This window comes from Brevibacterium sp. LAARM3_SD1 (assembly GCF_057364765.1).
This window is the reverse complement of sequence record NZ_JBNFOL010000018.1, coordinates 1-24,680: the sequence shown is the minus strand read 5'-3', so window position 1 is coordinate 24,680 and position 24,680 is coordinate 1. Positions and strand designations below refer to the sequence as shown.

19 protein-coding genes and 1 pseudogene are annotated in these 24,680 nt (G+C 65.0%); 8 read left to right on the top strand and 12 right to left on the bottom strand.

Annotation, left to right across the window (positions count from 1 at the left end; genetic code table 11):
* The first annotated feature begins 9 nt into the window (after positions 1–9).
* Complete coding sequence (locus tag AC2W7L_RS11265; protein WP_486004539.1) at positions 10–2,187, top strand: YhgE/Pip family protein; 2,178 nt, start codon at positions 10–12, stop codon at positions 2,185–2,187.
* A 178-nt stretch (positions 2,188–2,365) separates the two neighbouring features.
* Here AC2W7L_RS11265 and AC2W7L_RS11260 read toward each other — a convergent pair whose 3' ends face one another.
* Positions 2,366–2,965 (bottom strand): LysE/ArgO family amino acid transporter, encoded by a 600-nt coding sequence (locus AC2W7L_RS11260; protein WP_486004538.1) that lies wholly within the window; start codon positions 2,963–2,965, stop codon positions 2,366–2,368.
* A gap of 70 nt (positions 2,966–3,035) precedes the next feature.
* Between AC2W7L_RS11260 and AC2W7L_RS11255 the strand changes: the two genes are divergently transcribed.
* Positions 3,036–3,935, top strand: a complete 900-nt coding sequence (locus tag AC2W7L_RS11255) for an ArgP/LysG family DNA-binding transcriptional regulator (RefSeq protein WP_486004537.1) — start codon at positions 3,036–3,038, stop codon at positions 3,933–3,935.
* A gap of 105 nt (positions 3,936–4,040) precedes the next feature.
* Here AC2W7L_RS11255 and AC2W7L_RS11250 read toward each other — a convergent pair whose 3' ends face one another.
* Entirely contained in the window at positions 4,041–4,646 is a 606-nt protein-coding gene (locus AC2W7L_RS11250; RefSeq protein WP_062241002.1) for a TetR/AcrR family transcriptional regulator, read from the bottom strand.
* 146 nt (positions 4,647–4,792) lie between these two features.
* Between AC2W7L_RS11250 and AC2W7L_RS11245 the strand changes: the two genes are divergently transcribed.
* Together AC2W7L_RS11245 and AC2W7L_RS11240 are read left to right on the top strand one after the other, a co-directional pair.
* Entirely contained in the window at positions 4,793–5,266 is a 474-nt protein-coding gene (locus tag AC2W7L_RS11245; RefSeq protein ID WP_486004536.1) for a hypothetical protein, read from the top strand.
* A 51-nt stretch (positions 5,267–5,317) separates the two neighbouring features.
* Positions 5,318–7,455 (top strand): annotated as a pseudogene (locus tag AC2W7L_RS11240) (RecQ family ATP-dependent DNA helicase).
* Positions 7,456–7,568: 113 nt separating this feature from the next.
* Here the strand turns inward: AC2W7L_RS11240 and AC2W7L_RS11235 are convergent.
* Entirely contained in the window at positions 7,569–8,330 is a 762-nt protein-coding gene (locus AC2W7L_RS11235; RefSeq protein WP_486004535.1) for a VOC family protein, read from the bottom strand.
* Between the two features lie 67 nt (positions 8,331–8,397).
* Entirely contained in the window at positions 8,398–9,171 is a 774-nt protein-coding gene (locus AC2W7L_RS11230) for an isocitrate lyase/PEP mutase family protein (RefSeq protein ID WP_486004534.1), read from the bottom strand.
* A gap of 99 nt (positions 9,172–9,270) precedes the next feature.
* On the opposite strand from AC2W7L_RS11230, the gene AC2W7L_RS11225 reads away from it, so the two are divergent.
* Positions 9,271–10,005, top strand: a complete 735-nt coding sequence (locus tag AC2W7L_RS11225; protein ID WP_486004533.1) for a DUF998 domain-containing protein — start codon at positions 9,271–9,273, stop codon at positions 10,003–10,005.
* Between the two features lie 4 nt (positions 10,006–10,009).
* Here AC2W7L_RS11225 and AC2W7L_RS11220 read toward each other — a convergent pair whose 3' ends face one another.
* Positions 10,010–11,734 carry an amidase gene (locus tag AC2W7L_RS11220; RefSeq protein WP_486004532.1) on the bottom strand — a complete coding sequence of 575 codons (1,725 nt, stop codon included), beginning with the start codon at positions 11,732–11,734 and terminating at the stop codon, positions 10,010–10,012.
* A 207-nt stretch (positions 11,735–11,941) separates the two neighbouring features.
* Here AC2W7L_RS11220 and AC2W7L_RS11215 point away from each other — a divergent pair, with 207 nt between their 5' ends.
* A complete protein-coding gene (locus tag AC2W7L_RS11215) occupies positions 11,942–12,679 on the top strand; it encodes a winged helix-turn-helix transcriptional regulator (RefSeq protein ID WP_486004531.1) in 738 nt (245 codons plus the stop codon).
* Between the two features lie 60 nt (positions 12,680–12,739).
* Here the strand turns inward: AC2W7L_RS11215 and narI are convergent, their stop codons facing one another.
* The 5 genes from narI to AC2W7L_RS11190 all read right to left on the bottom strand — a co-directional run bounded on the left by narI (position 12,740) and on the right by AC2W7L_RS11190 (position 21,149).
* Positions 12,740–13,471 (bottom strand): respiratory nitrate reductase subunit gamma, encoded by a 732-nt coding sequence (gene narI / locus AC2W7L_RS11210; RefSeq protein ID WP_025778446.1) that lies wholly within the window; start codon positions 13,469–13,471, stop codon positions 12,740–12,742.
* On the bottom strand, positions 13,468–14,304 hold the full coding sequence (gene narJ / locus AC2W7L_RS11205) for a nitrate reductase molybdenum cofactor assembly chaperone (RefSeq protein ID WP_101554485.1): 837 nt from the start codon (positions 14,302–14,304) through the stop codon (positions 13,468–13,470). Before narJ ends, narI begins: the two co-directional genes overlap by 4 nt.
* 2 nt (positions 14,305–14,306) lie before the next feature.
* The gene (gene narH / locus AC2W7L_RS11200; protein WP_025778444.1) at positions 14,307–15,959 is read right to left on the bottom strand and encodes a nitrate reductase subunit beta; all 1,653 of its coding nucleotides are present in this window, start codon (positions 15,957–15,959) and stop codon (positions 14,307–14,309) included.
* Positions 15,960–16,021: 62 nt separating this feature from the next.
* On the bottom strand, positions 16,022–19,711 hold the full coding sequence (locus AC2W7L_RS11195) for a nitrate reductase subunit alpha (RefSeq protein WP_486004530.1): 3,690 nt from the start codon (positions 19,709–19,711) through the stop codon (positions 16,022–16,024).
* Between the two features lie 91 nt (positions 19,712–19,802).
* On the bottom strand, positions 19,803–21,149 hold the full coding sequence (locus AC2W7L_RS11190) for an MFS transporter (protein WP_064485818.1): 1,347 nt from the start codon (positions 21,147–21,149) through the stop codon (positions 19,803–19,805).
* 209 nt (positions 21,150–21,358) lie between these two features.
* Here AC2W7L_RS11190 and mobA point away from each other — a divergent pair, with 209 nt between their 5' ends.
* A complete protein-coding gene (gene mobA, locus AC2W7L_RS11185; RefSeq protein WP_486004529.1) occupies positions 21,359–22,273 on the top strand; it encodes a molybdenum cofactor guanylyltransferase in 915 nt (304 codons plus the stop codon).
* Here the strand turns inward: mobA and AC2W7L_RS11180 are convergent.
* Positions 22,254–22,568, bottom strand: coding sequence for a hypothetical protein (locus AC2W7L_RS11180; RefSeq protein WP_486004528.1), 315 nt, complete (start codon positions 22,566–22,568; stop codon positions 22,254–22,256). The genes mobA and AC2W7L_RS11180 overlap by 20 nt on opposite strands.
* Before the next feature lie 261 nt (positions 22,569–22,829).
* On the bottom strand, positions 22,830–23,231 hold the full coding sequence (locus AC2W7L_RS11175) for a Fur family transcriptional regulator (RefSeq protein WP_370037087.1): 402 nt from the start codon (positions 23,229–23,231) through the stop codon (positions 22,830–22,832).
* A 227-nt stretch (positions 23,232–23,458) separates the two neighbouring features.
* Between AC2W7L_RS11175 and AC2W7L_RS11170 the strand changes: the two genes are divergently transcribed.
* On the top strand, positions 23,459–24,625 hold the full coding sequence (locus AC2W7L_RS11170; RefSeq protein ID WP_486004527.1) for a CobW family GTP-binding protein: 1,167 nt from the start codon (positions 23,459–23,461) through the stop codon (positions 24,623–24,625).
* Positions 24,626–24,680 lie beyond the last annotated feature (55 nt).

Genomic DNA, 24,680 nt, shown 5'->3' with positions numbered 1-24,680 from the left:
GATTCCCGAATGTTCTCTCTCCCCTGGTTAGAACTCTCACGGTTCAAACGCCACACGATCACGCGACTGGCGATGATCGTCATCATCGTCATCCCGTCGATCTACGGCGGCCTGTACCTGGCCTCGAACTGGAACCCGACCGACCACCTCGACAAACTGCAGGCGGCCATCGTCAACGAGGATACGGGCGCGGAGAAGCCTGATTCGGACGGGGAGAGGCTCAACGCCGGCGATGACCTCGTCGACGAGATCACGCCGAAGGGCGAAGGCGGATTCGACTGGCAGGAGACCAGCCAGGAGGAGGCTGACAAGGGGCTTGCCGAGGGGAAGTACTTCGCGATCCTCGAAGTCCCCTCGGACTTCTCGGAAATGCTCGTGTCGACCGGCGGTGACGATCCGGAGCAGGCAGGGCTGCGGCTGCGCACCGACGACGCCCACAACTTCATCGTCGGGCAGATGGCCGGGACCATCCTCTCCGAGATCAAGGACGGACTGAGTAAGACGACGACCGCCGAGTACGTCACCCAGGTGTATCTCGGATTCAACGACATCCACTCTGAGACGGAGAAGGCCGCGGACGGTGCGTCCGAACTGCACGACGGAGCAGGTCAGCTCCACGACGGCACTGGAGAGCTCGTCGACGGGACGACGAAGCTCGACAAGGGCGTCGGAACGCTGCAGACCGGTCTCATCGACCTCGACAAAGGTGCTGGTGAGCTGAAGAAGGGCAGCGGCGACCTGGCCGATGGTGCCTCTGATCTGAAGAAGGGCACAGCTGAGGCGAAGGACGGCTCGAAGAAACTCGCCGACGGCGCCGGGCAGGTCGCCGACGGCACCTCCGAACTGCGCGATACCGCAGACGAGGCCACGAAGAAGGCCGAGGACGTCAAACGCAAGGCCGATGATGTCGTCGATGGGGCCCGCCCCAAGCTCGAGCGCGCCGAAGGGGACTTCGACGATGCCCGCACCACCGTGCGCGGGGATATGGACGACCGGATCAAGCAGCTGCAGGAGGACTATCCGGACGACCCGAACGTCAAGAAACTCGCCGAGGATGCCGACAGCCTTGGCGAGGACCTCGATTCCGCGCATAAGCGCGCCTCCGATGCCAAGGACGAGGCGAAGAGCCTCGAGGACAAGCTGACCGACGCGGTCGACGGAGTGATGGACAAGATCCGCACGGCCGATAAGAAGATCGGTCAGCTCGACGACGGCGCTCAGAAGGTCGCGACCGGTGCTGATGACCTCCACTCCGGGCTGATCAAACTCGATGCCGGTGCAGGAAAGCTTGCCAAGGGTGCTGGTGACCTCCACGACGGGGCCGTCCAGCTCAAGGACGGCACGGCGAAGGCCAAGGACGGAGCCGGTGATCTCAAGGACGGATCGGCTCAGCTCGTCGACGGGTCGAAGGAACTCGACAAGGGCGCTGGCAAACTCGACGACGGTTCCGGAGAACTCGCCGACGGTCTGGAGAAGGGACTCGAGCAGATCCCGACCTACGACAAGAAGGATCGGGAGAATCGTTCGGATGTCGTAGCTGTTCCCGTTGACGCGGACAAGGTCAAGGACAACGCCGTCGACGCCTATGGCGAGGGACTGTCCGCGTTCTTCGTCTCCTTGGCCCTGTGGATCGGCGGAATGATCACCTACATGGTGATCAACGCTATCCCGTACCGGGCGTTGTTCTCATCGGCCAGCTCGTCGCGGATCGCCTGGGCCGGCTACGTTCCGGGGCTGCTCTTCGGCATCGCCCAGGTCGCAGTCCTCTATGCGATCCTCACCTTCGCCTTGGACTTCTCGGCCGGAGCGTGGGTGTGGACGCTGTTGTTCTCGATGCTCGCAGCGGCATGTTTCCACTCCGTGCACCAACTGTGTGTCGCGGCCTTGGGAGGGGTCGGCAGGCTGATCGCCCTGGTGCTGCTCATGCTGCAGATCGCCTCGGCAGGCGGAACCTATCCGGTGCAGACGGCGCCGACGATCTTCCAGATCATCTCGCCGTTCCTGCCGATGACGCATGCGGTCAACGGTCTGCGCACCCTGGTTGCCGGTGGCGACATGTTCATCGCAGCGCAAGCGGCCGTGGTGTTGTTGCTGATGACTGGGATCTGTCTGGTCGCCACGATTATGGTCTGCAGCCGCAAGCGCATGGTCACACTCACCCAGCTCCACCCGAGTCTGGAGCTCTAGGCCGGGGCGCGGGGCCTATAGCAGTCGCTAAGTTGAATTGTCTGGTCGATCCGCAGTGGTTTCCGCGCCCTAACCGACGCGGATCGACCAGGAAAACGGGTTCAGCGATGCGGGCAATCGTGTCGGAGCTCTCTGCTCGAGCACGGCCGTAGAGCCTCGGCCGCCTCGGCGCAGCCCCTTATCCGAGCGCCAGCCGCGCGGCCAGCACCACGAGCACGATCGCGATGACGATATCGAGGACCTGCCACACGCGCGGTCGAGCGAGGTAGCGGGAGAGTCCGCGGGCGCCGTAGCCGATGACGAGGAACCAGCTGATCGAGCCGAGCATGGCCCCGAACGTGAACGGCCAGACTCCGCCCGGACCCTGCTGGTTCGCGAGGTTGCCGAGCATGACGACGGTGTCGATGTAGACGCCCGGATTGAGGAACGTCAGCGCCAGAGTGGTGAGGATGACGGATTTGAGGGTCCGCTGATGAGTGTCCGCCTTCAGCCCGGTGGCCTCGCGCGCTGATTTCAGGCTCGTCCACGCGAACCAGAGCAGGTAGGCCACGCCCAGCCAGCGCAGGATCTCGAGTGCCCACGGTGCCAGAAGCACGATCGCCCCGATTCCCACCGTGCCCGCGCCGATGAGCAGGACGTCGGCGACGATGCAGATGGTGACGACGACGCCGAGGTGCTCGCGCCGAATCCCCTGCCGCAGCAGGAGTGCGTTCTGCGGGCCGACGGCGATGATGAGCGACCAGCCGGTGAGGAGTCCGGTGATGAGATGAGTGAGCACGGACTCAACAGTAGAGACCGACAAGTCAGAAGAAAAACAACAGAATATGCATCTGATGCACAATTGCTTCATGAACATCGATCACGTGAAAGCCCTCGCCGCCGCTGTCGACGAAGGCACCGTCGAGGGGGCGGCCTTCGTTCTCGGCATCACCGCCTCGGCGGCGAGCCAGCGCATCCGCACACTCGAGTCCCGCCTCGGGCAGGTGCTCATCCGACGAACGAACCCGATCACCGTCACCGAGGCGGGGCAGGCGATTCTCCGCTACGCCCGGCAGGTCGAGCTGCTCGAGTCCGAGGCGCTCGACCGCCTGCACGGAATCGACGCCGATTCGCCTGGATCGGGCGGATCAGGTGCTGGGCGGAGCGAGCCGACCGTGCTCCGGGTGGGGGTGAATGCCGATTCGATGGCGACGTGGTTCCGCCCGATCTTCGCCGAGGCGGCCGGCTGGGACGACGTCGTCCTCCGCATCGAGATGGTCGATCAGGACAAAGCGCTGCCGCTCTTGGCGTCGGGCGAGGTGCTCGGCACGATCACCTCGACGGCGACTGGCGGATACGGGACGACCGTAGCCGAGCTCGGGACGATGCGCTACGTCGCCGTGGCCGAGCGCTCCCTGTTCGATCGGCATTCCATCGGGACCGAGGCGGATCTGTCCAGGCTGCCGATGGTGAACTTCGGGCAGGACGATGACCTGCAGTTCGAGTTCCTCCGCCGGTGCGGAGTCGATGGGCGGCCGCCGATGTCGGTCGTGCCGGGATCGGCGGAGTTCGTGGCCGCAGTGGAGGCGGGCCTCGGCTGGGGGATGGTGCCGGTCATGCAGTTCGAGGGTCTCGACGCCGACCTTGTCGAGATCGGCACCGAACCGCATATCGACGTCCCGCTGTACTGGCACCACTGGACGTTGGCCTCTGACAAGCTCTCCCGACTGACCGAGGCGCTGCGTCGCGCGGCCGCCGCGATGCGGTGATCGGGTGACGAGAGGTGCGGTTGCCTTCTATTGAGCCGCTTCCCGGCGCACTGGGTGGGCGAAATGGTCACAGAGATTCGAGCAGAGCGTGACCAAAAAGTCCACCTAAGAGGTGCTGTGGGGCGACCAGGAGCTGAGGAGCTTGTCGATCGTCCACTTCACCTGCTCATGCGCGGCGTCGACGGTCATCGTCTCGGGCGAGATGATCGAATGCAGGGCGATGCCGTCGACGGTGGTGAAGAGTGCTGTGGCGGTCGGGGCCACCTCGGTGGGGTCGAGGTGCCCCTCCTCGGCGAGCAGATTCAGCCACCGATGCAGGCTGTCATAGGTGACCCGGTGGCCATGTTCGAGGAGTCGACGGGACACGGCACGCTTCTCGGCTCCGAGCGCATGCAAGTGCATGGAGAACCACGTTTCGAGCTGCACATCCCGATGCTCATGAGTCGGCAGGAATTGGGCGCAGCACTCATAGAGACGATCGGCTGGTGCACGGCTCGAATCGGCGATGGAGAAGTCATTGATGACGGTGTCGATGGAGCGCAGCGCGACCGCCTCGTGGAGGTCCGCCTGGGTGGGGAAGTAGTGGCGCAGCGTCGATGCCCCGACTCCCGCCTCCTTGGCCACAGCACGCACGCTGAGGTTCGCCTGCCCCGGCTGCGACCCCTCCGCCAGGCGAATCGCCGCGGCGATGATCTCGTCTCGCTTCGACAACCGAGCTCCTCGCTTCATTGACAACGATGCTTTCGATCAGTGTATAGTACGTTGTACTAGTACGGTGTGCCAAAGCGTTTTAAGGCGCGGCAGGAACAGTGTGCTGACCCGACCAGAGGACCCGAACGGAAGAAGAGAGAGCCCTCATGATCGACAGTCTGCAGGAATTCGCCGGAAACTTTCCCGACTGGCTGCAATGGGCGGGCATTCTGCTCGTCTCGGCCATCCCCTTCGTCGAGTCGTATTTCGGCGCTGTCATCGGCGTCGCGATCGGACTTCACCCCGTCGTCGCCATCCTCGTAGCCGTCATCGGCAACGTCATCTCGATGCTCGCCTTCGTCTATGGGGCCGGTGCCATCCGCGACAAGGCGACGAAGAATAAGGAGGTCGAGGAGAAGCCGAAGCGACAGCGACTCAAGCGCATGTTCGACAAGTTCGGCGTGCCGGGAGTTTCGCTGCTCGGCCAAACACTCCTGCCCTCGCAGATCACTTCGTCCGCGATGGTCGGCTTCGGTGCGAACCGCAATGTCGTGGCCTTCTGGCAGGTCATCTCGATCATCCTCTGGGGCGTCCTCTTCGGAGTGCTCGCCACCTTGGGTATTGAACTCGCGCTGCGCTGAGGGTACGTCGGCCCGTCCAGCCGTGTCAGACCCTCCACCTAGACTGGCCCCATGACGGAATCCACCCCGACATCCCCACCCGCAGCCGGATCGCACAGCAATTCAGACGACTTCGCGATCGAGGCACAGCGCATCCTCGTCGAGCTCACTGCGAGCCCGAATGCGCAGTTCCGCGACGGCCAGCTCGAGTCCATCCGCGACCTCGTGCAGGCGAAGAAGCGCGTCCTCGTCGTCCAGCGCACTGGGTGGGGCAAGTCGGCCGTGTACTTCGTCGCCACCCGCATGCTCCGGGCCTCCGGCACTGGTCCGAGCCTCATCATCTCTCCGCTGCTGGCACTCATGCGCGACCAGATCGCCGCAGCCGAACGCGCCGGAGTCCGCGCCGCCAGCCTCAACTCCTCCAATGTCACCGAATGGGACTCCGTCCTCGAAGACCTCAAGGCCGGCAGCCTCGACGTCCTCCTCGTCTCCCCGGAGCGGCTGAACAATCCGCAGTTCCGCGACGAAGTGCTGCCGCAGCTGCTCGCCTTCCTCGGCCTCATCGTCGTCGACGAAGCCCACTGCATCTCCGACTGGGGGCACGACTTCCGCCCCGATTACCGCCGCATCGGCCACATCCTGTCCGAACTGCCGCGCAACACCCCGGTGCTCGCGACGACCGCGACAGCGAACTCCCGCGTCGTTGCCGACGTCGCCGAACAGCTCGGCGACGACACCACCGTCGTCCGCGGTGAACTCGCCCGCGACTCCCTGCGCCTCGGTGTCCTGAGCGGACTCGACGCCAGCGCACGCATCGCCTGGCTGTCCTCGCACCTCAACGACTTCACAGGGTCCGGCATCGTCTACACGCTCACCGTCTCCGCAGCCGAAGACATCACCCGGATGCTGCGCGAACAAGGCTACGAAGTCCGCGCCTACACGGGCCGGACCGATGCCGAGGAACGTGCCGAACTCGAACAGCAGCTCAAGGACAACCGCCTCAAGGCGCTAGTGGCCACCTCGGCGCTGGGAATGGGATTCGACAAACCCGACCTCGGATTCGTCGTCCATATCGGCGCGCCGTCCTCGGCCGTGGCCTACTACCAGCAGGTCGGTCGTGCCGGCCGTGCCACAGACTCCGCCGATGTGCTCCTGCTGCCCGGCGCAGAAGACGAACAGATCTGGGAGTACTTCGCGACTGCGTCGATGCCGAACCAGGAGGACGCGAACGCCGTGCTCGCAGCCCTCGCCGAGGGGGACGGCCCCCTGTCCGTGGCTCGCTTGGAGACCTTGGTCGGAACCAAACGCTCCCGACTCAATCTGCTGCTCAAGACCCTCGAAGTCGAAGACGCAGTATCGAAGGTCAAGGGCGGATACGTCTCGACCGGGCTGGGGTGGACCTACGATCGGGAACGCTATGAGAAGGTCGCGGCCGTCCGAGCCGACGAGGCCCAGGCCATGCTTGATTATGAGGCGACCGGGCGTTGCCGGATGGAGTTCCTCATCCGCCAGCTCGACGATCCCGACCCGAAACCCTGCGGACGCTGCGACAACTGCGCGGGAGTGTGGTTCTCCGCCGAGATCTCCGACGAACAGCGCCAAGCCGCGGCCGGAAACCTGCACAAGATCGGCCTGCCGATCGAGCCGCGCAGCACCTGGCCCAGCGGGCTGGCCAACATCGGGGTCCCGCTCAAAGGTCGGATCCCGGCAGAAGAGCTCGCCGAGGAAGGACGTGCCATCGCCCGCCTGTCCGACCTCGGGCAGGGACAGACCCTCCGGGCATTCCTCGCCCCTGACGCTCCCGATGCCGAAGTGCCCGGTCAGATCGGCAAGTGGTGCCTTGAGGTCCTGGCGCAGTGGGATTGGAAAACACGGCCCGAGGTGGTCGTGTCGATCCCGAGCAATCGCCGTCCCGTGACGGTGAGATCATTGGCCGCGAACCTCGCAGCGGCGGCCGACTTGTCGATGGGGGTGAGCTGCTTCAGGTCGGTGACCATGGCACGCCGGACGTCAACAGTGCCTTCCGCGTCAAAGACCTCTATGAGGCCTTCGTTGTTCCTCCGGAGGTCGAGGAGGCAGTGGCTGGGAAGTCAGTGCTGCTGGTCGACGACGAGGTCGTCTCGCGGTGGACGATGACGGTCTGTGCACGATTGCTGCGGCGGGCAGGAGCCACCTCGGTGCTGCCATTCGCGCTTGCGCTGCGGGCCTGAACGCGCTCGCCTTGCGGGCCTGAGATCGCGGAGCACGACAGCGAAAACCACCACGGCAGCGATTCCTCGAGCCCGAGCCCTGGGCGGAGGAATCGCGGCCGCGGCGGTTCAACTCAGGGGTTCTGCTGCAGCTGGAACGTCGCACCCTCCGGATCGGTGACTGTGACGATGCGTCCGTACGGGGAGTCTTCCGGACCGGCGAGCACCTTGCCGCCGAGCTCGGTCACCTTCGCTGCCGCGGCATCGGCGTCTTCGACGTTGAAGTAGGTGCGCCAATAGGAGTTCTGTGCCCATTCGCTGGCATCGCAGATTCCGGCCACAGCCTCGTCGCCATCGCCGTGCGTCGAGTACGGGAAGCCCTCCATCGGAGTGATGTCGAATGAGAAGACCTTGGCGTAGAAATCATTCGCTGCCTGGTAGTTCGTCGTCATGAGCTCGAACCACACGGGAGTTCCTGGAGTGAGCGGAGTGTCGAAGCCGGAGAATTCACCAGGCTGCCACATGCCGATAGGTGATCCCGTCGGATCGACGACGACGGCCATCTGGCCGAGCGGGCCGACGGGCATCGGGCCGACGACGTCCGCAGCACCGGCACCCAACGCTGCCTGGTGGACTCCGGCGATGTCCCCAGTGTGCAGGTAGGTCGACCAAGCCGTGGGCATCTCCGGATTCGGAGTGCCGTCCATGTTCATGGCTCGCATGGCGCCGCCGACGTTGCCTCCGTCCTTCGTGACCATGTGGTAGTGGCCGAATTCCTCACCCATGTCGGTGAATTCCCAGCCGAAGAGCTGATTGTAGAAGTTCTGGGCGGCCTCGAAGTCCTGACAGACATAGTCGATCCAGATCGGCTGGCCTTCGCGGGGGTTGACAGGCATTGCTTCTCCTCAATTGGTGGGGTGGAGGTGAGTTGCAGTTGTCGTTGCCGGACGCAGGGTGATGGCCCTACTGCCAGGCGCGCGTGAAATCCGCGAAGCAGTCGGTCAGCGCCGCCTGCAGAAGCGGACCGAAGGTCACGCGCCCGACCCCGAGCTCAGCGAGCTGAGAGAGGTCGAGTTCTTCGGGCACCGCGCCCTTGATCGGGTGCGCGGTGACATTGAGCGGCAGAGTGATCTGCGCAAGGATCGACTTGAGAGTGCCCACATCGGGGAGACGGACGGGATAGACGGAGTCCGCGCCGGCTTCCGTGCACAGACGAAGGCGGCGGACCACCTCGGCGGTGGGGTCTTCGAAGTCGCCGGGGTACTTGAACACATCGGTGCGGGCATTGATGACCACATGGACCCGCTGCGCTTCGGCGGCTTGGCGCAGGCTCCAGATGTATTCGGCGTGCTCTTCGGGACTGCGCATGCTGCCGCGACTGTGGACCGTGTCCTCGATGTTCACACCCACGGCTCCGGCCTCGAGGAGGCCGGCGATGAGCTCTGGAGCGGGGGTGTCGTAGCCGGATTCGAGATCCGCGGTGATGGGAACATCCACCGCCGAGGTGATCCGGGAGATCCCCTCGAGCGCTTGCTCGAGCGTCATGTTCTCTCCATCGGCATGGCCGAGCGAATCGGCGAGCGGATGGGATCCGATGCTCAGGGCATTGAATCCGACGTCGACCATCGCGCGAGCCGACCAGGCATCCCAGACGGTCGGCAGCACGAGTGGTTCGTTCTGGTGATGTCCCTGCAGGAGGGTGAAAGCGCGTTCGGCGAGAACCGTGTAATCGACCATGGTCACTACTTTTCCACTGTTGCGCCTCGACACGCCAGGGGGCGGACCGGTTCACCAGAAGGTTTCAGGCGGCCGCAGTGATAGCGTGAACAACATCCGATGTCGCCGTACGGAGGAGCAGAGGTGGCCGGTTCGGGCACCATCCGCGTTTCGCCCAAACCTGAGCGGGTGTGGGCACTTCTCGCCGTGCTTGCCGGCATCGCCACGGTCCTCATCGAGATTCCCGCAGCTTTGCTGTCCGAAGGCGGCTACTCTTTCGCCCAGCAGCCCATCAGTCATCTGGGGATGACTGGATGCGGGGACTGGGGAGACGTCGGAACCCCGATCGAGGTCTGCTCACCGGCCCATCCCTTCGTCAACGGCGTCTCCATCATCGCCGGATCGATGCTCGCGATCATCGCCTTCATCTGGCACGACTGGATCGCCCCGAGTCGCTGGGGCAGGTGCGGATCCTTCCTTCTCGCCGCCGGCGGAATGCTGTTGGCCGGAACCGGGATGGTCCCCGCCGATATCGATCCGACTCTGCATGCTGTCTTCGGTTTCGGCGGATCCGGAATCCAGAATCTCGGTCTGCTCGCCGCGGGCGTCGCCTTGACTCGTTGGCCCGAGAAGCGCTGGATCGGTCCCGTCGAATTCGGCGGGCTCACGCTCGGACTGGGCGCGTTCGGTCTCGCCGGAGCACTGTTCTTGGCTGCTCCCGAGACCTGGAATCTGCCCGTCGGCATCGTCGAGAGAGCCGCGTCCTACCCGTTCCTCATCTGGTTCATCCTCGCCGGATGGATGCAGCTGCGTGACGCCTCCAGGCGAAAGCGCGAACTCGCTTCCGGGCGCTGAGGCTCTACAGCCGCGGAGTCCGCGGCGGCGCCTCACGACGGTCGCCGGTCGCCTCGAACGCTGCGGCGATCTCGATGAGCGCAGCATCGTCCCAGCCGCGTCCGGCGATCGTCAGACCCACGGGGATTCCGGTATCGGACATGGTCCCCATCGGCACCGTCACCGAGGGAATGCCCAGATGTCGGGGCACGAGGTTGCCATTGGCCACCCACGTGCCGTTGCGCCATCCCAGGTCCGCGGACGCTTCATCGACATCCATATCCGCCGGACCCACGTCGGCCATTGCCGGAAAGATCACCGCATCGAGGCCGTGCTCGTCCATCCATTGTTCGAGGTCGACCCGGCGGGTCTCCTCGAGTCCGCGGACTCCGGTTTCGAGTTCGGGGATCTCCGTCACCGAGGCGTATCGATTCGTGCGCACCTGCTCCGGGTAGGTCGCGATGTCATCGTCGAAACCGACGTACCGGTCCGGCAGGGCACCAGGTGGGTGGGGGAAGATCTGGGCTCCGTCCACCTCGGCGAGGGTGTCCAGCTTCGGGTCGCCGTTCGCGGCGAGGAAATCATCCCACCCCCACGACGAGAGGTCGTTGATCTCGCGGTCGAGGTAGTCGGCGGTGACGAAACCGCGCGTCGCGATCGTCGGGGCGCCGGGCCGATCGCCTTCGTAGTTGCTCACGACTGGGAAGTCCGTCTCGACGACCTCGGCGCCGGCCGATTCGAGATCGGCTCGCGCCGCCTGCCAGGCCTCCATCACCGAGGCGCGCGTCTCGACTCGCTGTCCCGTGGGCCCCCCGATACCGCCGTCCGGGTTCGTTCCGGCCTCGTCATCGGCGTTGATGTACATCCGCGGCACGCCGAGGCGCTTGCCGGCCAACACCGTCTGTGCCGCCGCGACCGATTCCGGCAGCAGCGCAGCATAGGAGTCCGGGCGCACCGCGCTCGCCTTCGGAATCTCCGCCCAGGGCTGCACGCGCCAGAAGTCCCCGCGGGTCTGCTTATCGTCGGCGACGATGACGTCGAGAACCTCCGCCAGATCGGCCATTGTGCGAGTGTGGGGGACGACGACGTCCATGGTCGGCACGAGCGGCCAGTTTCCGCGCACGCTGATGACCCCGCGCGAGGGTGTGTAGGCGATGAGTGCATTGTGCGACGCCGGTGCACGACCCGATGACCAAGTCTCCTCGCCGAGGCCGAAGGCTGCGAAGCTCGCCGTCGTGGCCGTGCCCGAACCGTTCGATGACCCGGAGGCGAAAGCGCTGGTCAGCCAGTCAGCGTTGTATGGGCTCTCGGCGCGTCCGTAGAGTCCGCGCTGCATTCCGCCGTTGGCCATCGGCGGCATGTTCGTCAGCCCCAAACAGATGGCGCCGCCGGCGCGCAGCCGTTCGATCGTGAACGCATCCTTCTGGGCGATGAGGTCGGCGAAGGCCGGGGATCCGGAGGCCACGGTGAGGCCCGCGACCATGTAGCTGTCCTTCGCGGTGTACGGGATTCCGTCGAGGGGGCCGAGCGTCGCACCTGCCGCCTGACGTTCGTCGGAGGCGGCCGCCTCGGCGAGGGCTTGCGGATTGGTCACGATCACCGAGTTGAGTTTCGTGTCGGTCTCGGGGCCGTCGTAAGCGGCGATCCGGTCCTGATAGGCCTCGACGAGCTCCACCGAGGTGGTGCGCCCGTCCTCGAGAGCTGCTCGCAGATCGGCGATGGACGCTTCGACGACATCGAACTTCGACATGATCATCCTCCGGGCACTCGACGGTGCGTGCGCGATGTGGGTGTGTTCCTGCCCAGAGTAGCGTCCATTCGCCGAGGATGGGCTGCGGATTTCGTTGTCTGCGCAGGGCGAAAACTAATTCTACAAGATGTAGAATAAAGGTGGAGATGGTCTCCGAGCTGTTCCCGACTGAGGCAGTCGCAAGGATGTGATGACATGCCGCGAAGAGTGAACGATTTTCGAGGACTGGCCGAGGTCAGCCGAGTCCTGCTGCTGGGCGCTGTGCAGAACAACCCGGGCAGCCGACTCAAAGAGCTCGCCGAAGAAGCCGGTCTGCACATCAACACCGCCCGTGACCACCTGCGAGTGCTCATCGACGAAGGATTCGTCTACCTGCAGTCCGAATCGACAGGGGAGCGGGGGCGGCCGCCGATGGTCTACCATCCGGTCGACGATCCGGAGTCGAACGCGGCCGCAGCCGAACGCATCGCTCGCGCTCGCGAACACCACGAAGTGCTCTGCCGCCTCGCGCCCGGAGCCGAACTGAGGCCGGCGGAGCTCGACGAACTGGGCGACGAAGCAGGTGCCCAATTCGATCTGCTCTACGAACATCTCGACGATTCGGGAATGGAGCCCGAGCCCGATGCAGAGGACCTGCGGATCTCGCTGGCACCGTGCCCGCACTATCGGATGGTCGGCGAGGAGCGCGCGATCGCCTGCGGCATTCACGCGAAGATCGTCAGAGACCTCCTCAGCCAGGTGCCGGGACCGCTCGAACTCGACCGCCTGCAGCCCTATGTCGAAGAGACCCGTTGCCAGATCCTGCTTCGCGAACACCGATGCCCGAATCCGCTCGATGCCGAAAGCGCTGAAACAGAAGGCACTGAAGCCGAAGCGTCCGATGCGGAAGGGGCCGATACCGAAAGGGCCGATGGCGAAAAAGGCGAAGGCGACCGCCCGCGATGATCGGCATTGCCCCGATGACCGTCAGTCTCGATTGACCGTCCGTCCCCGCTTTCGCCTGTCTCAGTAGTCGATGGTCTCCCAGCCGCGACGCTGGGGCTGACGTTGCCTGTCCTTCGACCGATAGATGATGTACGGCCTGGTCAGGTATCCCAGTGGTGCGGCGAAGACGTGGACGAGTCGGGTGAAGGGCCACAGCGCGAAGATGAGGATCGCTGCGAGCACGTGCACTTGGAATCCGATCGGGGCGGTCGACATGAGGGCGATATCGGGTTGGAATGCCCAGAACTGTCGGAACCATACGGACACGCCCTCCCGGTAGTCGTACCCGCCGAGTGCCGAGTCGAAGATCGTCGAATAGACCCCGGCGAGGATGACGACCGAGAGCATGAGATACATGAGTTTGTCGAGCCGGGTGGTCGCACCGAACACCCGATTGTTCGTTCTGCGACGGTAGATGAGCAGGACCAGCCCGCCGACCGTGGCCGCAGCTGCGCCGAGCCCGATCGTGATCGCCATGAAGTGATACATGTGATCGGTGATGCCCACCGCCGCAGTCCACGACTTCGGAATCCCCAGGCCGACGACGTGGCCGAGGAAGACGAAGATGATTCCATAGTGGAACAGCGGGGAACCGATGCGCAGGAGCTTCGACTCGTAGATCTGCGACGACCGCGTCGTCCAACCGAAGCGGTCACGTCGGAACCGCCAGATATGACCGAGGATGAACACGGCCAACGCCATGTAGGGAATGATCACCCACAGGAACGTCTCGAGCACCGTCGGTGAGTTCATGATCGCTCTCCTGTCACGTCCGTCAGCGGGATGAATGTCTGTTTGCCACCGGCCGAACACGGTCCCGCAGCCGCGCCAGACGACACCGAGGCAGCCGCCGTCATCGCCGCGGTGGTCTCGGCCGCGCTCGGCGGAAGATCGCCGTATCCTCCGAGTCCGTCGAGTCCCACCGTCTCCGTGGCCGGTCCTTCGGCAGCGAGCCGTTCGACGGCATGGATGTCGTCTCCGTCGAGGGCGGGCAGGGTGCCGCAGACCGCGCGGATGGTTCCGGCCCAGGGAGAGCCGATCTCGTCGAGGTGGAGACGCAGCAGTTCGATCCCGGCCCGGTTGGACAGCAGGATCCGCACCCCGGCGCGAAGATCGTGCCCGGCGGCGAACTCGAGCACATAGGTGAGATGGTCAGGCAGCTGTGATTCGTCCATGTCGAGCCCTGCCGCCCGGTAGATCTCCTTGATCTCCAACAGCGCCTGCCCGCGCTTGCGCGTGTCGCCGTTCGAGAAATAGGTAAGGAACAGACAACCGCGCCGCCTGGTATCGAAGGTTTCGACATAGTCGGCGCGCAGTCCGATGGGATCACCGGCACCGAGGTGGCCGATCGTCTCGTCCAGATCGTCCTTGAGATGATCGGGGACTCCCGCCTGGTCGAGCAGCGCAGAGATCTGAGGCAGCCGTTCGAGCAGATCGTCACCGGGGTAGTCGATGAGCCAGGATGCCGCCGCGAAGACGGCATGCAATGCCGAATCGTCGATTCCCGGGGCAGTCTGTCCGCCCGACTCGGCATGGTCGGCGGCGCGTTTCGTCCATTTGGACAGGAACTTCAGAGGTCGGTACATCGTCAGGCCCCTGCCGGTCCGTCGACGGTCGGGAACAGGCCGGTCGGACGCCCCTTCCCGTCCCAGTTGAGCAAGTTGAGCCGACCACGCAGATGCGAGCGTTCTCCCTCGTCCTCTGCGCTGCGTTCGGCCAGCGGGTCCGACATCCCAGAGGTGCCCGCAAATCCCCTGGAGGCGACATCGGGCATCTCGTTCATACCCGGTCCGCCGTCGGCATTGAGCGGGCAGTCCGTGCCGATGCCTTCGAGACTGTGGGCCTGCTCGGAGTGGCCGGCGGGGATGACATAACGTTCGTCGTACTTCGCGATCGCCAGCAGTCGGTACATCTCCTCCATCGACTCCGGAGTCATCCCCACGGCATGGGGTATGCGCACATCGGGCTCGATGCCCATATTGATATCGCGCATGAATGCCCGCATCGCTGCCATTCGGCGGAGCACATCGGCGACGACATCCGTATCCCCGGCGGTGAACAGGTTCGCGAGGTATTCGATGGGGATGCGCAGCTCATCGATCGCGGCGAAGAGGTTGACGGCGTTCTCCGCGTCGTAGCCGGTGTCCTTGACGACGTCGACGACCGGCGACAGCGGCGGGATGTACCAGACCATCGGCATCGTCCTGTACTCCGGATGAAGCGGCAGCGCGAGGTCGTATTCCTTGATGAGCTTGTACACCGGGGACCGCTGGGCGGCCATGATCCAGTCGTGCGGAATGCCTGCCCGCTCGGCGGCATCCATGACATCCGGATCATGTGGGTCGAGGATGAGGTCCTTCTGCGCGGCGAAGAGGTCCTTCTCATCGGGGACCGACGCCGCCTCGGTGACTTTATCGGCGTCATAGAAGACCAGCCCGATATAACGCAGGCGACCCACACAGGTCTCCGCACAGACAGTCGGCTCACCGTTTTCGATGCGCGGATAGCAGAACGTACATTTCTCGGCCTTGCCGGTGCGGTGATTGAAGTAGATCTTCTTGTACGGGCATCCGGAGATGCACATCCGCCAGCCACGGCAGGAGTCCTGGTCGACGAGCACGATCCCGTCCTCCTCGCGTTTGTAGATCGCACCAGATGGGCAGGAGGCGACGCAGGAGGGGTTGAGGCAGTGTTCGCAGATGCGCGGCAGGTAGAACATGAAGGTCTCTTCGAACTCGAGTTTGACCTTGTCGCCGATCGACTTGAGCATCGGATCGAGATCGGCCTTGGCATACGTCCCGCCGAGGTCGTCATCCCAGTTGCCCGACCACTTGATGTCCATCCGCTCGCCGGTGAGCAGGGACTTCGGCGGCGCCGTGGGAATGTGCTTCTGCTCCGGAGCCGAGAGCAGGTTGTCGTATTCGTAACTCCACGGCTCGTAGTAGTCCTCGATGCCCGGCAGCTTCGGATTCGAGAAGATGGACGCGAGCTTCTTCAGCTTGCCGCCGGCCTTGAGCTTGAGCCGGCCGTTCCTGCTCAGTGCCCAGCCGCCCTGCCACTTCTCCTGATCCTCGTAGCCGCGCGGGTAGCCCTGCCCGGGCCGGGTCTCGACATTGTTGAACCACACGTATTCGGTGCCCTTGCGGTTCGTCCACGCCTGTTTGCACGTGACCGAGCATGTGTGGCAGCCGATGCATTTGTCGAGGTTCATCACCATCGCCATCTGCGCCATGATTCTCATCAGTGTGCCTCCTGTCCCCGAGTCGGTGTCTGGTGCTGATCGTCTGTGTGGGCCACGGCTGCTCAGTACTCCACGTTCTGGTTGCTGCGACGCCGGATCACGGTCACCTCGTCGCGCTGATTGCCTGTGGGCCCGTAGTAGTTGAAGGCGAAAGACAGCTGGCCGTACCCACCCACGAGGTGAGTCGGCTTGATCATGATCCGTGTCAGGGAGTTGTGGATGCCTCCGCGCTGTCCGGTCGTCTCAGTGAGCGGGACATTGACCGTTCGCTCCTGCGCGTGGTGCATGAACGCCGTCCCCTGCGGCATCCGATGGGACACGACGGCGCGGGCGGCTACGACGCCGTTGCGGTTGATCGCCTCGATCCAGTCGTTGTCGGCGATGCCGACCGCCTCGGCGTCCTCGACGCTCATCCAGATCGTCTGCCCGCCGCGGCCGAGGCTCATCATGAAGAAGTTCTCCTGATACATCGAGTGGATCGCCCATTTGTTGTGCGGGGTCAGGTAGCGCACCGCGATCGCGGTGCCGTCCGAGTCGCCGATCTGCGGTTCGCCGAACAGAGCATTCATGTCCAGGGGCGGGCGGAACGTCGGCAGTGCGTCCCCCATCTCCATGAACCAGTCATGGTCGACGTAGAACTGATAGCGTCCGGTCAGTGTGTGCCAGGGTTTGAGCCGCTCCACATTGATTGTGAAGGGCGAGTAGCGGCGTCCGCCGGACTCGGAGCCCGACCACTCCGGGGAGGTGATCACCGGCACGGGGGCAGCCTTCGCATCCTCGAAGGAGACCTGTTTGCCCTCGTGCTCGGCGGAGAGATCTGCCAGCTTCTGCCCGGTGCGCCGCTCGAGGGTGGTGAAGCCCTCGGTGGCCATCAGCCCGTTCGTCGTGCCGGACAGACCGAGGATGTAGTCGGCGGCGCGCCGGTCGGTGTCCAGTCGCGGCTGGCCCTTGCCCGCACCTTTGCTCGCGACTCCGTTGAGCCGACGCAGCCGTTCGACGTGATGATCGACGTCATAGCGGATGCCGCGGGCGTTCATCCCCTGGGACTCGAGCAGCGGACCGATCGAGGTGTACTTGTCGTGGATGGCGGTGTAGTCGCGTTCGACCTCGACGAGTTTGGGCATCGTCTTGCCCGGCACCGGTTCGCATTCGCCGAACTTCCAGTCCTTGACCCGCCCGTGCGGGGTGTTCAGGGCGTCCGGGCTGTCGTGCTGGAGCGGTTGGGCCACGACATCCGTTCGCGTGCCAAGGTGAGTGCGGGCGAGCTCGGAGAACTTCTCGGCGATCGTCGCCCAGGTCTCCCAATCGTTGCGTGACTGCCACGGTGTGGAGATCGCCGGGTTGAACGTGTTGACGAAGGGATGCATGTCCGTCGTCGACAGGTCGTGCTTCTCGTACCAGGTGGCCGCCGGCAATACGACGTCCGAATGCAGCGTCGTCGTGGTCATCCTGAAATCCAGGGTCAGGAGCAGGTCGATTTTGCCCTGGGGAGCATCCTCGCGCCAGTCGACGTCGCGCGGTCGCAGATTCTCAGGCGTCTCCTCGGCGGAGACCGAATTGTCGACACCGAGCAGGTGCTTGAGGAAGTACTGGTCGCCCTTGGCGGAGGAACCCAATGTGTTCGCCCGCCACATCGACCAGATGCGCGGATAGTTGTTCTGCGCATCCGGGTCCTCGACGGCGAAGCGAAGCCTTCCGGCCTTGAGCTCGTCGACGATGTGCTCGGCACTGGTCTTGCCCGCCTGGTTGGCCGCCTCGGCGATGTCGAGGGGATTGTCGTCGAAGGTCGGATAGTACGGCTGCCAGCCCAGACGCGCGGATTGAGCGACGGCATCGGCGGTCGACATCCCTGTGAACTTTCCGTGTCCGGCCCGCGCCGAGAGCATATCGGCCCCGAACTGGTCATAGCGCCACTGATCGGTGTGCATGTACCAGTACGTCGTCTGCGTCATCTGCCGCGGCGGGCGCACCCAGTCCAGGGCATTGGCCAGGTGCAGCCATCCGGTGAAGGGACGGATCTTCTCCTGGCCGACGTAATGGGCCCAGCCGCCGCCGTTGACTCCCTGCGTTCCGCACAGCGTGGTCAGGGTGAGGAAGGTGCGGTAGGTCTGATCCGAGTGGAACCAGTGGTTCGTGCCCGCACCCATGATGATCATCGACCGGCCCTTCGAGTCCCGCGCATTGGCGGCGAATTCGCGGCCGATGCGGGCTGCTGCCTGCCACGGCACTCCCGTGATCGCCTCCTGCCAGGCCGGGGTGTTCGGGCTCGTCGCATCCTCATAGTTCTCCGCCCACGTCCCGGGCAGGCCGGGCCGCCCCACCCCGTATTCGGCGAGCATGAGGTCGAAGACCGTGGTCATGACCCTCTCGCCGAGGCGGACGACCGGAACCCCGCGCGTGATCTCGTCGATCTCGCCTTGGGCAGCGGTATCGAAGCGCGGCAGCGTTACCTCGACGGCATCGCGGATGCCGTCGGTCGCCTCGGCGATGGACAGGGCCGGGTCGATGTCCTCGAGGTCGAGGTTCCACTTGCCTTCGCCGTCGGCGGCGAAGCGGTGGCCCAGGGTGCCGTTGGGCACGGCCGGTGAGTTCGTGGCCTTGTCCCACAGGGCGGGTTTGAAGTCGGCATCCTCGGTGTCGGCCTCGGACGTGGCTGCGGAGCCGAGATCGGTGGCGGTGACGAAGCGGCCCGGTCGAAATCCACCGGTCTCGTCGGGTTCGAGCTCGACGAGGAACGGCAGGTCAGTGTACTTGCGGACATAGCCGTCGAAGTAGTCCGTCGTCGCGTCGACGAAGAATTCCTTGAGGATGACATGGCCCATGGCCATCGCCAGGGCGCCGTCGGTGCCGGTGGCCGGTGCCAGCCATTCGTCGGCGAACTTCACGTTCTCCGCATAATCCGGGGCGATGGAGATGACCTTCTGGCCGTGGTAGCGGGCTTCGGCCATCCAGTGGGCGTCCGGGGTGCGGGTCAACGGAACATTCGACCCCCACATCATCAGGTAGGAGGAGTTCCACCAGTCACCGGACTCGGGCACGTCGGTCTGGTCGCCGAAGACCTGTGGGGACGCCGGCGGCAGGTCGGCGTACCAGTCGTAGAACGACAGCATCGAGCCGCCGATGAGCTGGTGGAACCGGGCTCCGGAGGAGAAGGAGACCGGGCTCATGGCCGGAATGGGGGAGAAGCCGGTGGTGCGGTCGGGTCCGAGGTATTTCACGGTATAGACGTAGGCGGCGGCGACGATCTCGACGGCTTCGGCCCACGTCGCGCGCACGAGTCCGCCCTTGCCGCGGACTGATTTGTAGCGGCGGGCCTTGACCGGGTCCTCGACGATGGACTTCCACGCCAGCACTGGGTCGTGGCCGTTGGCGGCCTTGGCTTCGCGGAAGAGCCGCAGCAGTGCGCCGCGGACATAGGGGTAGCGGACTCGGGTGGGGGAGTAGGTATACCAGGAGAACGAGGCTCCGCGAGGGCAGCCGCGCGGTTCGTATTCGGGCATGTCCGGGCCCGGGCTGGGATAGTCCGTGGCCTGGGACTCCCACGTGATGAGTCCGTCCTTGACGTAGACGTGCCAGGAGCACGAACCCGTGCAGTTGACCCCGTGGGTGGAGCGGACGACTTTGTCGTGTGACCAGCGGTTGCGATAGAAGGAGTCGCCCTGCCGCCCGCCGGAGTAGTGGATCTCGCGCTTGTCCTCGCTCATCGTCGCCCGAGGGGTGAAGAACTTCCGGCTTCCGATGAGCGTGTCCATGAGCGAGTTGTCGGTGCCCGGACGGACGCCTCCGGCGGCGAGGAATCGGTCGGCGTGTACTGGCTTCTGCCCTGCGCCGTATTCTCGGTGGTCATGACCGTGTCTCCTTGTCGTCGTCGCTGATACCCGAACCCGTCGGGTCGCTGTCGGTTCCGGCGCGCTCTGCGCTCGAGCCGGCGCTGGGGGCTGCCGCGGCGGAATCATGATGGTCCACGGCTTCGGCCGTCGTCGGCGGGTTGGCGCCGATCCAGAGTGTGATGAGGAGCGCGATGACCGTGAAGCCGGCGAGCAGCAGCAGACCCAGCGAGTAGTCGTGGGTCGCCGACCACATCGCTCCCAGCAGGAGCGGCGGGACGAATCCGCCCAGTCCGCCGGCAGCGCCGACGAAGCCCGTGATCGAGCCGACCCTTGCAGGATCCGAGCGCTGCGCGATGAGCGCGAAGGTCGCACCGGAGGCCATTCCGAAGCCTGCCGACATCGCAATGAACTCTGAGCTGTAGACGATGAACTCCACGGGGTGGAAGGACAGGGCGATGGCGCAGATGGCGACGAGTGAGTAGGCCACGCCGAGGGTCTTCACCGCCCCGAGGCGATCGGCGAGGATTCCGCCCAGCGGGCGGGTGATGACTGCGACGATGACGAAGCCGGCCATGCGCAGGGATGCATCGGCGGGTTCGAGGCCATAGTCGTTGTTGAGGTAAGTCGGCAGGTAGACGGAGAAAGCGACATAGCCGCCGAAGGCGAGAGCGTAGAGATAGGCAGCCTGCCAGGTCAGCTTGACCGACAGCGTCTGTCCCAGGGTGGTGATGAGGCTCTGGCGCACAGGCTGCCAGTCGGGTGGATTGCGCATTAACGTGAAAGCCAGGAGCGCGTAGATGACGAGGACGACGGCTGCGACCACGAAGGGCAGCTGCGGCCAGATGTTGTACAGGGGCACGGTAGTGAAGGCCGCGATCGCGGTACCGCCCATGCCCATGCCGTAGACGCCGATGGCTGAACCGCGGGACTCCTTGGGGAACCAGCGATTGACGTAGGGGACGCCGACGGCGAAGCTCGTGCCGGCGACGCCGAGGAAGAATCCGCCGACGATGAGCGTGGCGTAGTTGTACTGGCCGATGAAGCCGACGAAGAGCACCGGAATGACCGTGATGAGGGCGATGAATGACATCATGAAACGTCCGCCGAGGCGGTCGGTCAGCGCTCCCACGACAATTCGTCCCAGCGAGCCGACGAGGACGGGCACGGCGACGAGCAGCGCCGAGTCGTCGGTGAGTTTCTCCTCGACGAAGTGCGGTCCCAGGGGGCTGATGAGCGACCAGGCCCAGAACGTCACAGTGAAGCCGAGGGTAGCGAAGATCAGTGCTCTGGTCCGCTGCGCATTCGTAGCCGAAGCAGGTGATCCGGCGGTCGATGGTTGATGCATCTCAGGCTGTGACATACTCTGCCCCTCCACGACGAATGTGCCGACTGCTTTCGATCACAGCAGAGTTGAGGGGAAAGTGGAACAGTTTCCACCGTGTTTAATCAGGAGGCCGCTCGGGCCGCGTCTGTGTGGAAGGTCGGACCTCGCCCACGGGGTCACAAAGTGATATACGTCATAATTGTGTGACTGATTCTACTGTCTGTAGAAAAGCGTATGATCGAGTCATGTCGATCACAGCGATGATACTCAGCGGCGGTCGCTCCCGGCGGTTCGGGGGCGTTCACAAGCCAGGTGTCCGCCTCGGCGGGCAGACGGTGATCTCGCGCATCCTCGGCACCGTCCGACAGGCCGTGCCGGAAGCGGAGGTGTGGGTGGCCGGAACCACTGACGGACTCACGGACGCCGATGCGGACTCGGTCGGCAGCGTACGGGAGGAGCCCGAGTTCTCGGGCCCTCTGGCCGGAATCGAAGCCGCTTCCCGGGCGATGGGTGACTCCGAGGTCACCGTGATCCTGGCCGGGGACATGCCGCTGGTGCGGCCGGACCATCTGCGGGCGCTCATCGTCGCGAGCCGGGAGTCCGGGCAGCCTGCCGCCGGCGTCGATGACCGCGGCAAGCTCCAGTACCTCTGCACCGCGTGGCCGACTGCGCTGCTGCGTCGACGCCTGGCCGATATCGGCCAGACGCAGGACAGGGCGGTCAAACTCCTCTTCAGCGGACTCGAGGTCGCACCTGTCGACGTCGACCCCGCGGAGATCGTCGACTTCGACACCCGTGAGGAGTACGAGCGCGTCGCCCGCAGAATCGAGGCCACGGACGCGGATACGGCGGGCGATCCTCAGGACGGGACTGCGGCGGGCGCCGACGCTCCAGGTGGCGCCAGAGCCGTACCGGAGCAGGTGCGGCGGATGCGGGACCTCGCAGCCGCCGAACTTCCGGAGGGGGCGTGGATGACAGATGACGAGGTCGCGGCCGTGCTCGAGTTCGCTTCGCACATCAAGCATTCGGACTCATCGCTCAGTCCAGTCGTCGCCGCATTCCTCGCCGGCAGGCTCCACGCTGCGACTAGGGAGGGCGGAGCCCCACTCGCGGAAGCGCTGGCTCATGTGGAGGGGACCCTCACTCGCTCTCAGGGCTGAGCCCGAGCCCGTTCACCAAGCTGTCGACGAAGTCCAGCCCCCGGCGGTCACGGTCCGCGCCGACCACCTGGTCGTCGAGGTCTGCCCCGTCGACGCAGCCGGCGAGGAAAGTTCCGAAGGGTCCTGAGGCCCGGGTCCCCGTCTCGTCGGACCAGCGTGCGCTGGCATCGAGCAGCTCAGCGACGAGCTCGACGGCGGGCTGCGTATCCCGGAGCGGGACTCCCAACGTCTGCGCTGCGGCCGAGAGTTCGGCCGCCATCGCCGCGATGCGGTCCGATGAATAGTCTCTGGGCATCTCGTCCTCCTTGGTCACCGACCCTAGCGCAGGTGTGATGGCGGGCCCGCCGTTTCGACCGTGAATAAGTCCGGCCCGCCTCGGCGAGGGTGTCGGGGCGGGCCGGATACGGCGGTCGTCGGGGGAAGGCGGCGATGAAGCCCATGATGGGGTCCGATGGCCTGGCTGGAGTATCACGACGAGTTCCCCGCCTGGGACTCCGCGCACCGCGGATGATGCCAGCGGTCTTAGTCTGAGGCCGGGGCGGTGCTCCGGCTGCGCTCAGCCGGACGCCCGGCAATCGGTGCACAGGCCGAAGATCTCGAAGACATGGTGTGTGATCTCGAAGCCGTTCGACGCCGCAATCTGACGCATCCAGTCCTCACTCGGCGGGTCGATCTCGACGGCGGTGCCGCAGCGTTCGCAGACAAGATGGTGATGGTGCTCGGTCTGTGCGCAGGCGCGGAAGAGCTGGGTCTCGGCGATGGTGATCGTATCGGCATCGCCGCCGCGTGCGAGCGCATTGAGCTGCCGGTAGACGGTGGCGAGGCCGACGCTGGCCCCTTCGTCTTCGAGGCGGCGGTGGAGCTGTTTGGCGGAGACGAAGCGGGTCTCGGTTTCAAGGGCAGAGCGGATGAGTGCCTTCTGTGCGGTGCTGCGCGTCTTCTTCTGCGGAGCTGCCATGGGAGTCCTCCCTTATCGTCTCTGTCGAACTCATTGTCGACGTCACAGGGGCATATGCATGAACGCGCATACGCGAGAGAAATAATGAAACACGTTACCATTAACGGGCGGTTCACCCACACCTCTACGATTGACTCCGTACCGAGAACGGGGCCCGCGCGCACAGCAGAACCCGCGCTGTCGAGCCACCGAGCACGAAAAGCGAGCACGACCACCGAGGAGGCGCAATGAGCTGCCCCACCCGCAGACCTGCGATCCCGGTCATCCTGCTCACCGGCTACCTCGGCGCCGGAAAAACGAGCCTGCTCAATCACCTTCTGCGCCACCCCGACGCCCGCATCGGCGTCATCGTCAACGACTTCGGTGACCTCAACATCGACGCCGGGCTCGTCGTCGGCCAGGTCGACGAACCGCTGTCGATCTCGGGCGGATGTGTGTGCTGCCTGACCGATGATTCGGAGCTCGAGGACGCTCTCGTGGCGATGACGAACCCCAAGTTGCGGCTCGACGCGATCATCGTCGAAGCCAGCGGATTCGCCGAACCCCTGACCCTGGCCCGCATGATCACCCGCATGGGCCACCACCGATTCCACCTCGGTGGGGTCATCGACGTCGTCGACGCGACTATGTACTTCGACACCGTCGACACCTCTTCTCTGCCGCCTCTGCGCTTCGCTGCGACGACGTTGGTGCTGGTCAACAAGCTCGATCAGGTGCCTGTCGCGGACCGTGACGCCACGGTCGACGCCGTCCGCGCCCGCGTCCACGAACGCAACCCACGCGTCCTCGTCATCGGCACCCAACACGCCCGCCTCGACCCCACGCTGATCTTCGACCCGGGTGCAGGAGAGAGGGGCCCTCGCCGAGGCGGTTCCGACGTCGGCGAGGACCCGATCCAACCCGAACTGCCGATCCGGGAACTGCTGCGTCAGGCCTACGCCGAGGCGGCAGTCGACGAGATCGGTGACGACGAGGTCGATGCGGAATCCATGCCACACCGCCACGCCCAGTCCGTGACCGTCACCGGCAGCGGCCCTGTCGATCCGGATGCGGTGATGGATTTCGTCGAAGACCTCCCGCCCGGGGTGTACAGGGTAAAAGGCACCGTGCGCGTGGCCGCGGGCTCCGGTCAGCGCGACTTCGTCGTGCAGGCGGTCGGCCCGAACGTCTACGTCGCCGAGGCCGCCCGACCCGCACCGAAGGCTCCGTCCTCGAACGTGGGAGACGGTGAGGGGCCGGATGCGGACAGCGTCCTCGTCGTCATCGGCGAGGACTTCGACACCGAGACGGCCGAAGCCACTCTGACCACCGCCCTCAATCGCGGTGCCACAGCCAATGCACAGGGGAGCAACCGCTCCGAACGCCTCCTCCACCACGTCCGCCTCCACACGTAGTTACTACCTCACGGCGGCCCAGCAACCTCGCGCGAGGTTGCTGGGCCGCCGTCAG

Bases quoted from the DNA above. Each gene is read 5' to 3' on its own strand.
- narJ (WP_101554485.1), bottom strand. From the start codon at position 14,304: ATGTACCGACCTCTGAAGTTCCTGTCCAAATGGACGAAACGCGCCGCC.
- AC2W7L_RS11195 (WP_486004530.1), bottom strand. From the start codon at position 19,711: ATGGACACGCTCATCGGAAGCCGGAAGTTCTTCACCCCTCGGGCGACG.
- AC2W7L_RS11245 (WP_486004536.1), top strand. From the start codon at position 4,793: ATGATCGACAGTCTGCAGGAATTCGCCGGAAACTTTCCCGACTGGCTG.
- AC2W7L_RS11230 (WP_486004534.1), bottom strand. From the start codon at position 9,171: ATGGTCGATTACACGGTTCTCGCCGAACGCGCTTTCACCCTCCTGCAG.
- AC2W7L_RS11175 (WP_370037087.1), bottom strand. From the start codon at position 23,231: ATGGCAGCTCCGCAGAAGAAGACGCGCAGCACCGCACAGAAGGCACTC.
- AC2W7L_RS11190 (WP_064485818.1), bottom strand. From the start codon at position 21,149: ATGTCACAGCCTGAGATGCATCAACCATCGACCGCCGGATCACCTGCT.
- AC2W7L_RS11235 (WP_486004535.1), bottom strand. From the start codon at position 8,330: ATGCCTGTCAACCCCCGCGAAGGCCAGCCGATCTGGATCGACTATGTC.
- AC2W7L_RS11255 (WP_486004537.1), top strand. From the start codon at position 3,036: ATGAACATCGATCACGTGAAAGCCCTCGCCGCCGCTGTCGACGAAGGC.
- AC2W7L_RS11225 (WP_486004533.1), top strand. From the start codon at position 9,271: ATGTCGCCGTACGGAGGAGCAGAGGTGGCCGGTTCGGGCACCATCCGC.
- narI (WP_025778446.1), bottom strand. From the start codon at position 13,471: ATGAACTCACCGACGGTGCTCGAGACGTTCCTGTGGGTGATCATTCCC.
- mobA (WP_486004529.1), top strand. From the start codon at position 21,359: ATGTCGATCACAGCGATGATACTCAGCGGCGGTCGCTCCCGGCGGTTC.
- AC2W7L_RS11170 (WP_486004527.1), top strand. From the start codon at position 23,459: ATGAGCTGCCCCACCCGCAGACCTGCGATCCCGGTCATCCTGCTCACC.
- narH (WP_025778444.1), bottom strand. From the start codon at position 15,959: ATGAGAATCATGGCGCAGATGGCGATGGTGATGAACCTCGACAAATGC.
- AC2W7L_RS11220 (WP_486004532.1), bottom strand. From the start codon at position 11,734: ATGTCGAAGTTCGATGTCGTCGAAGCGTCCATCGCCGATCTGCGAGCA.
- AC2W7L_RS11180 (WP_486004528.1), bottom strand. From the start codon at position 22,568: ATGCCCAGAGACTATTCATCGGACCGCATCGCGGCGATGGCGGCCGAA.
- AC2W7L_RS11265 (WP_486004539.1), top strand. From the start codon at position 10: ATGTTCTCTCTCCCCTGGTTAGAACTCTCACGGTTCAAACGCCACACG.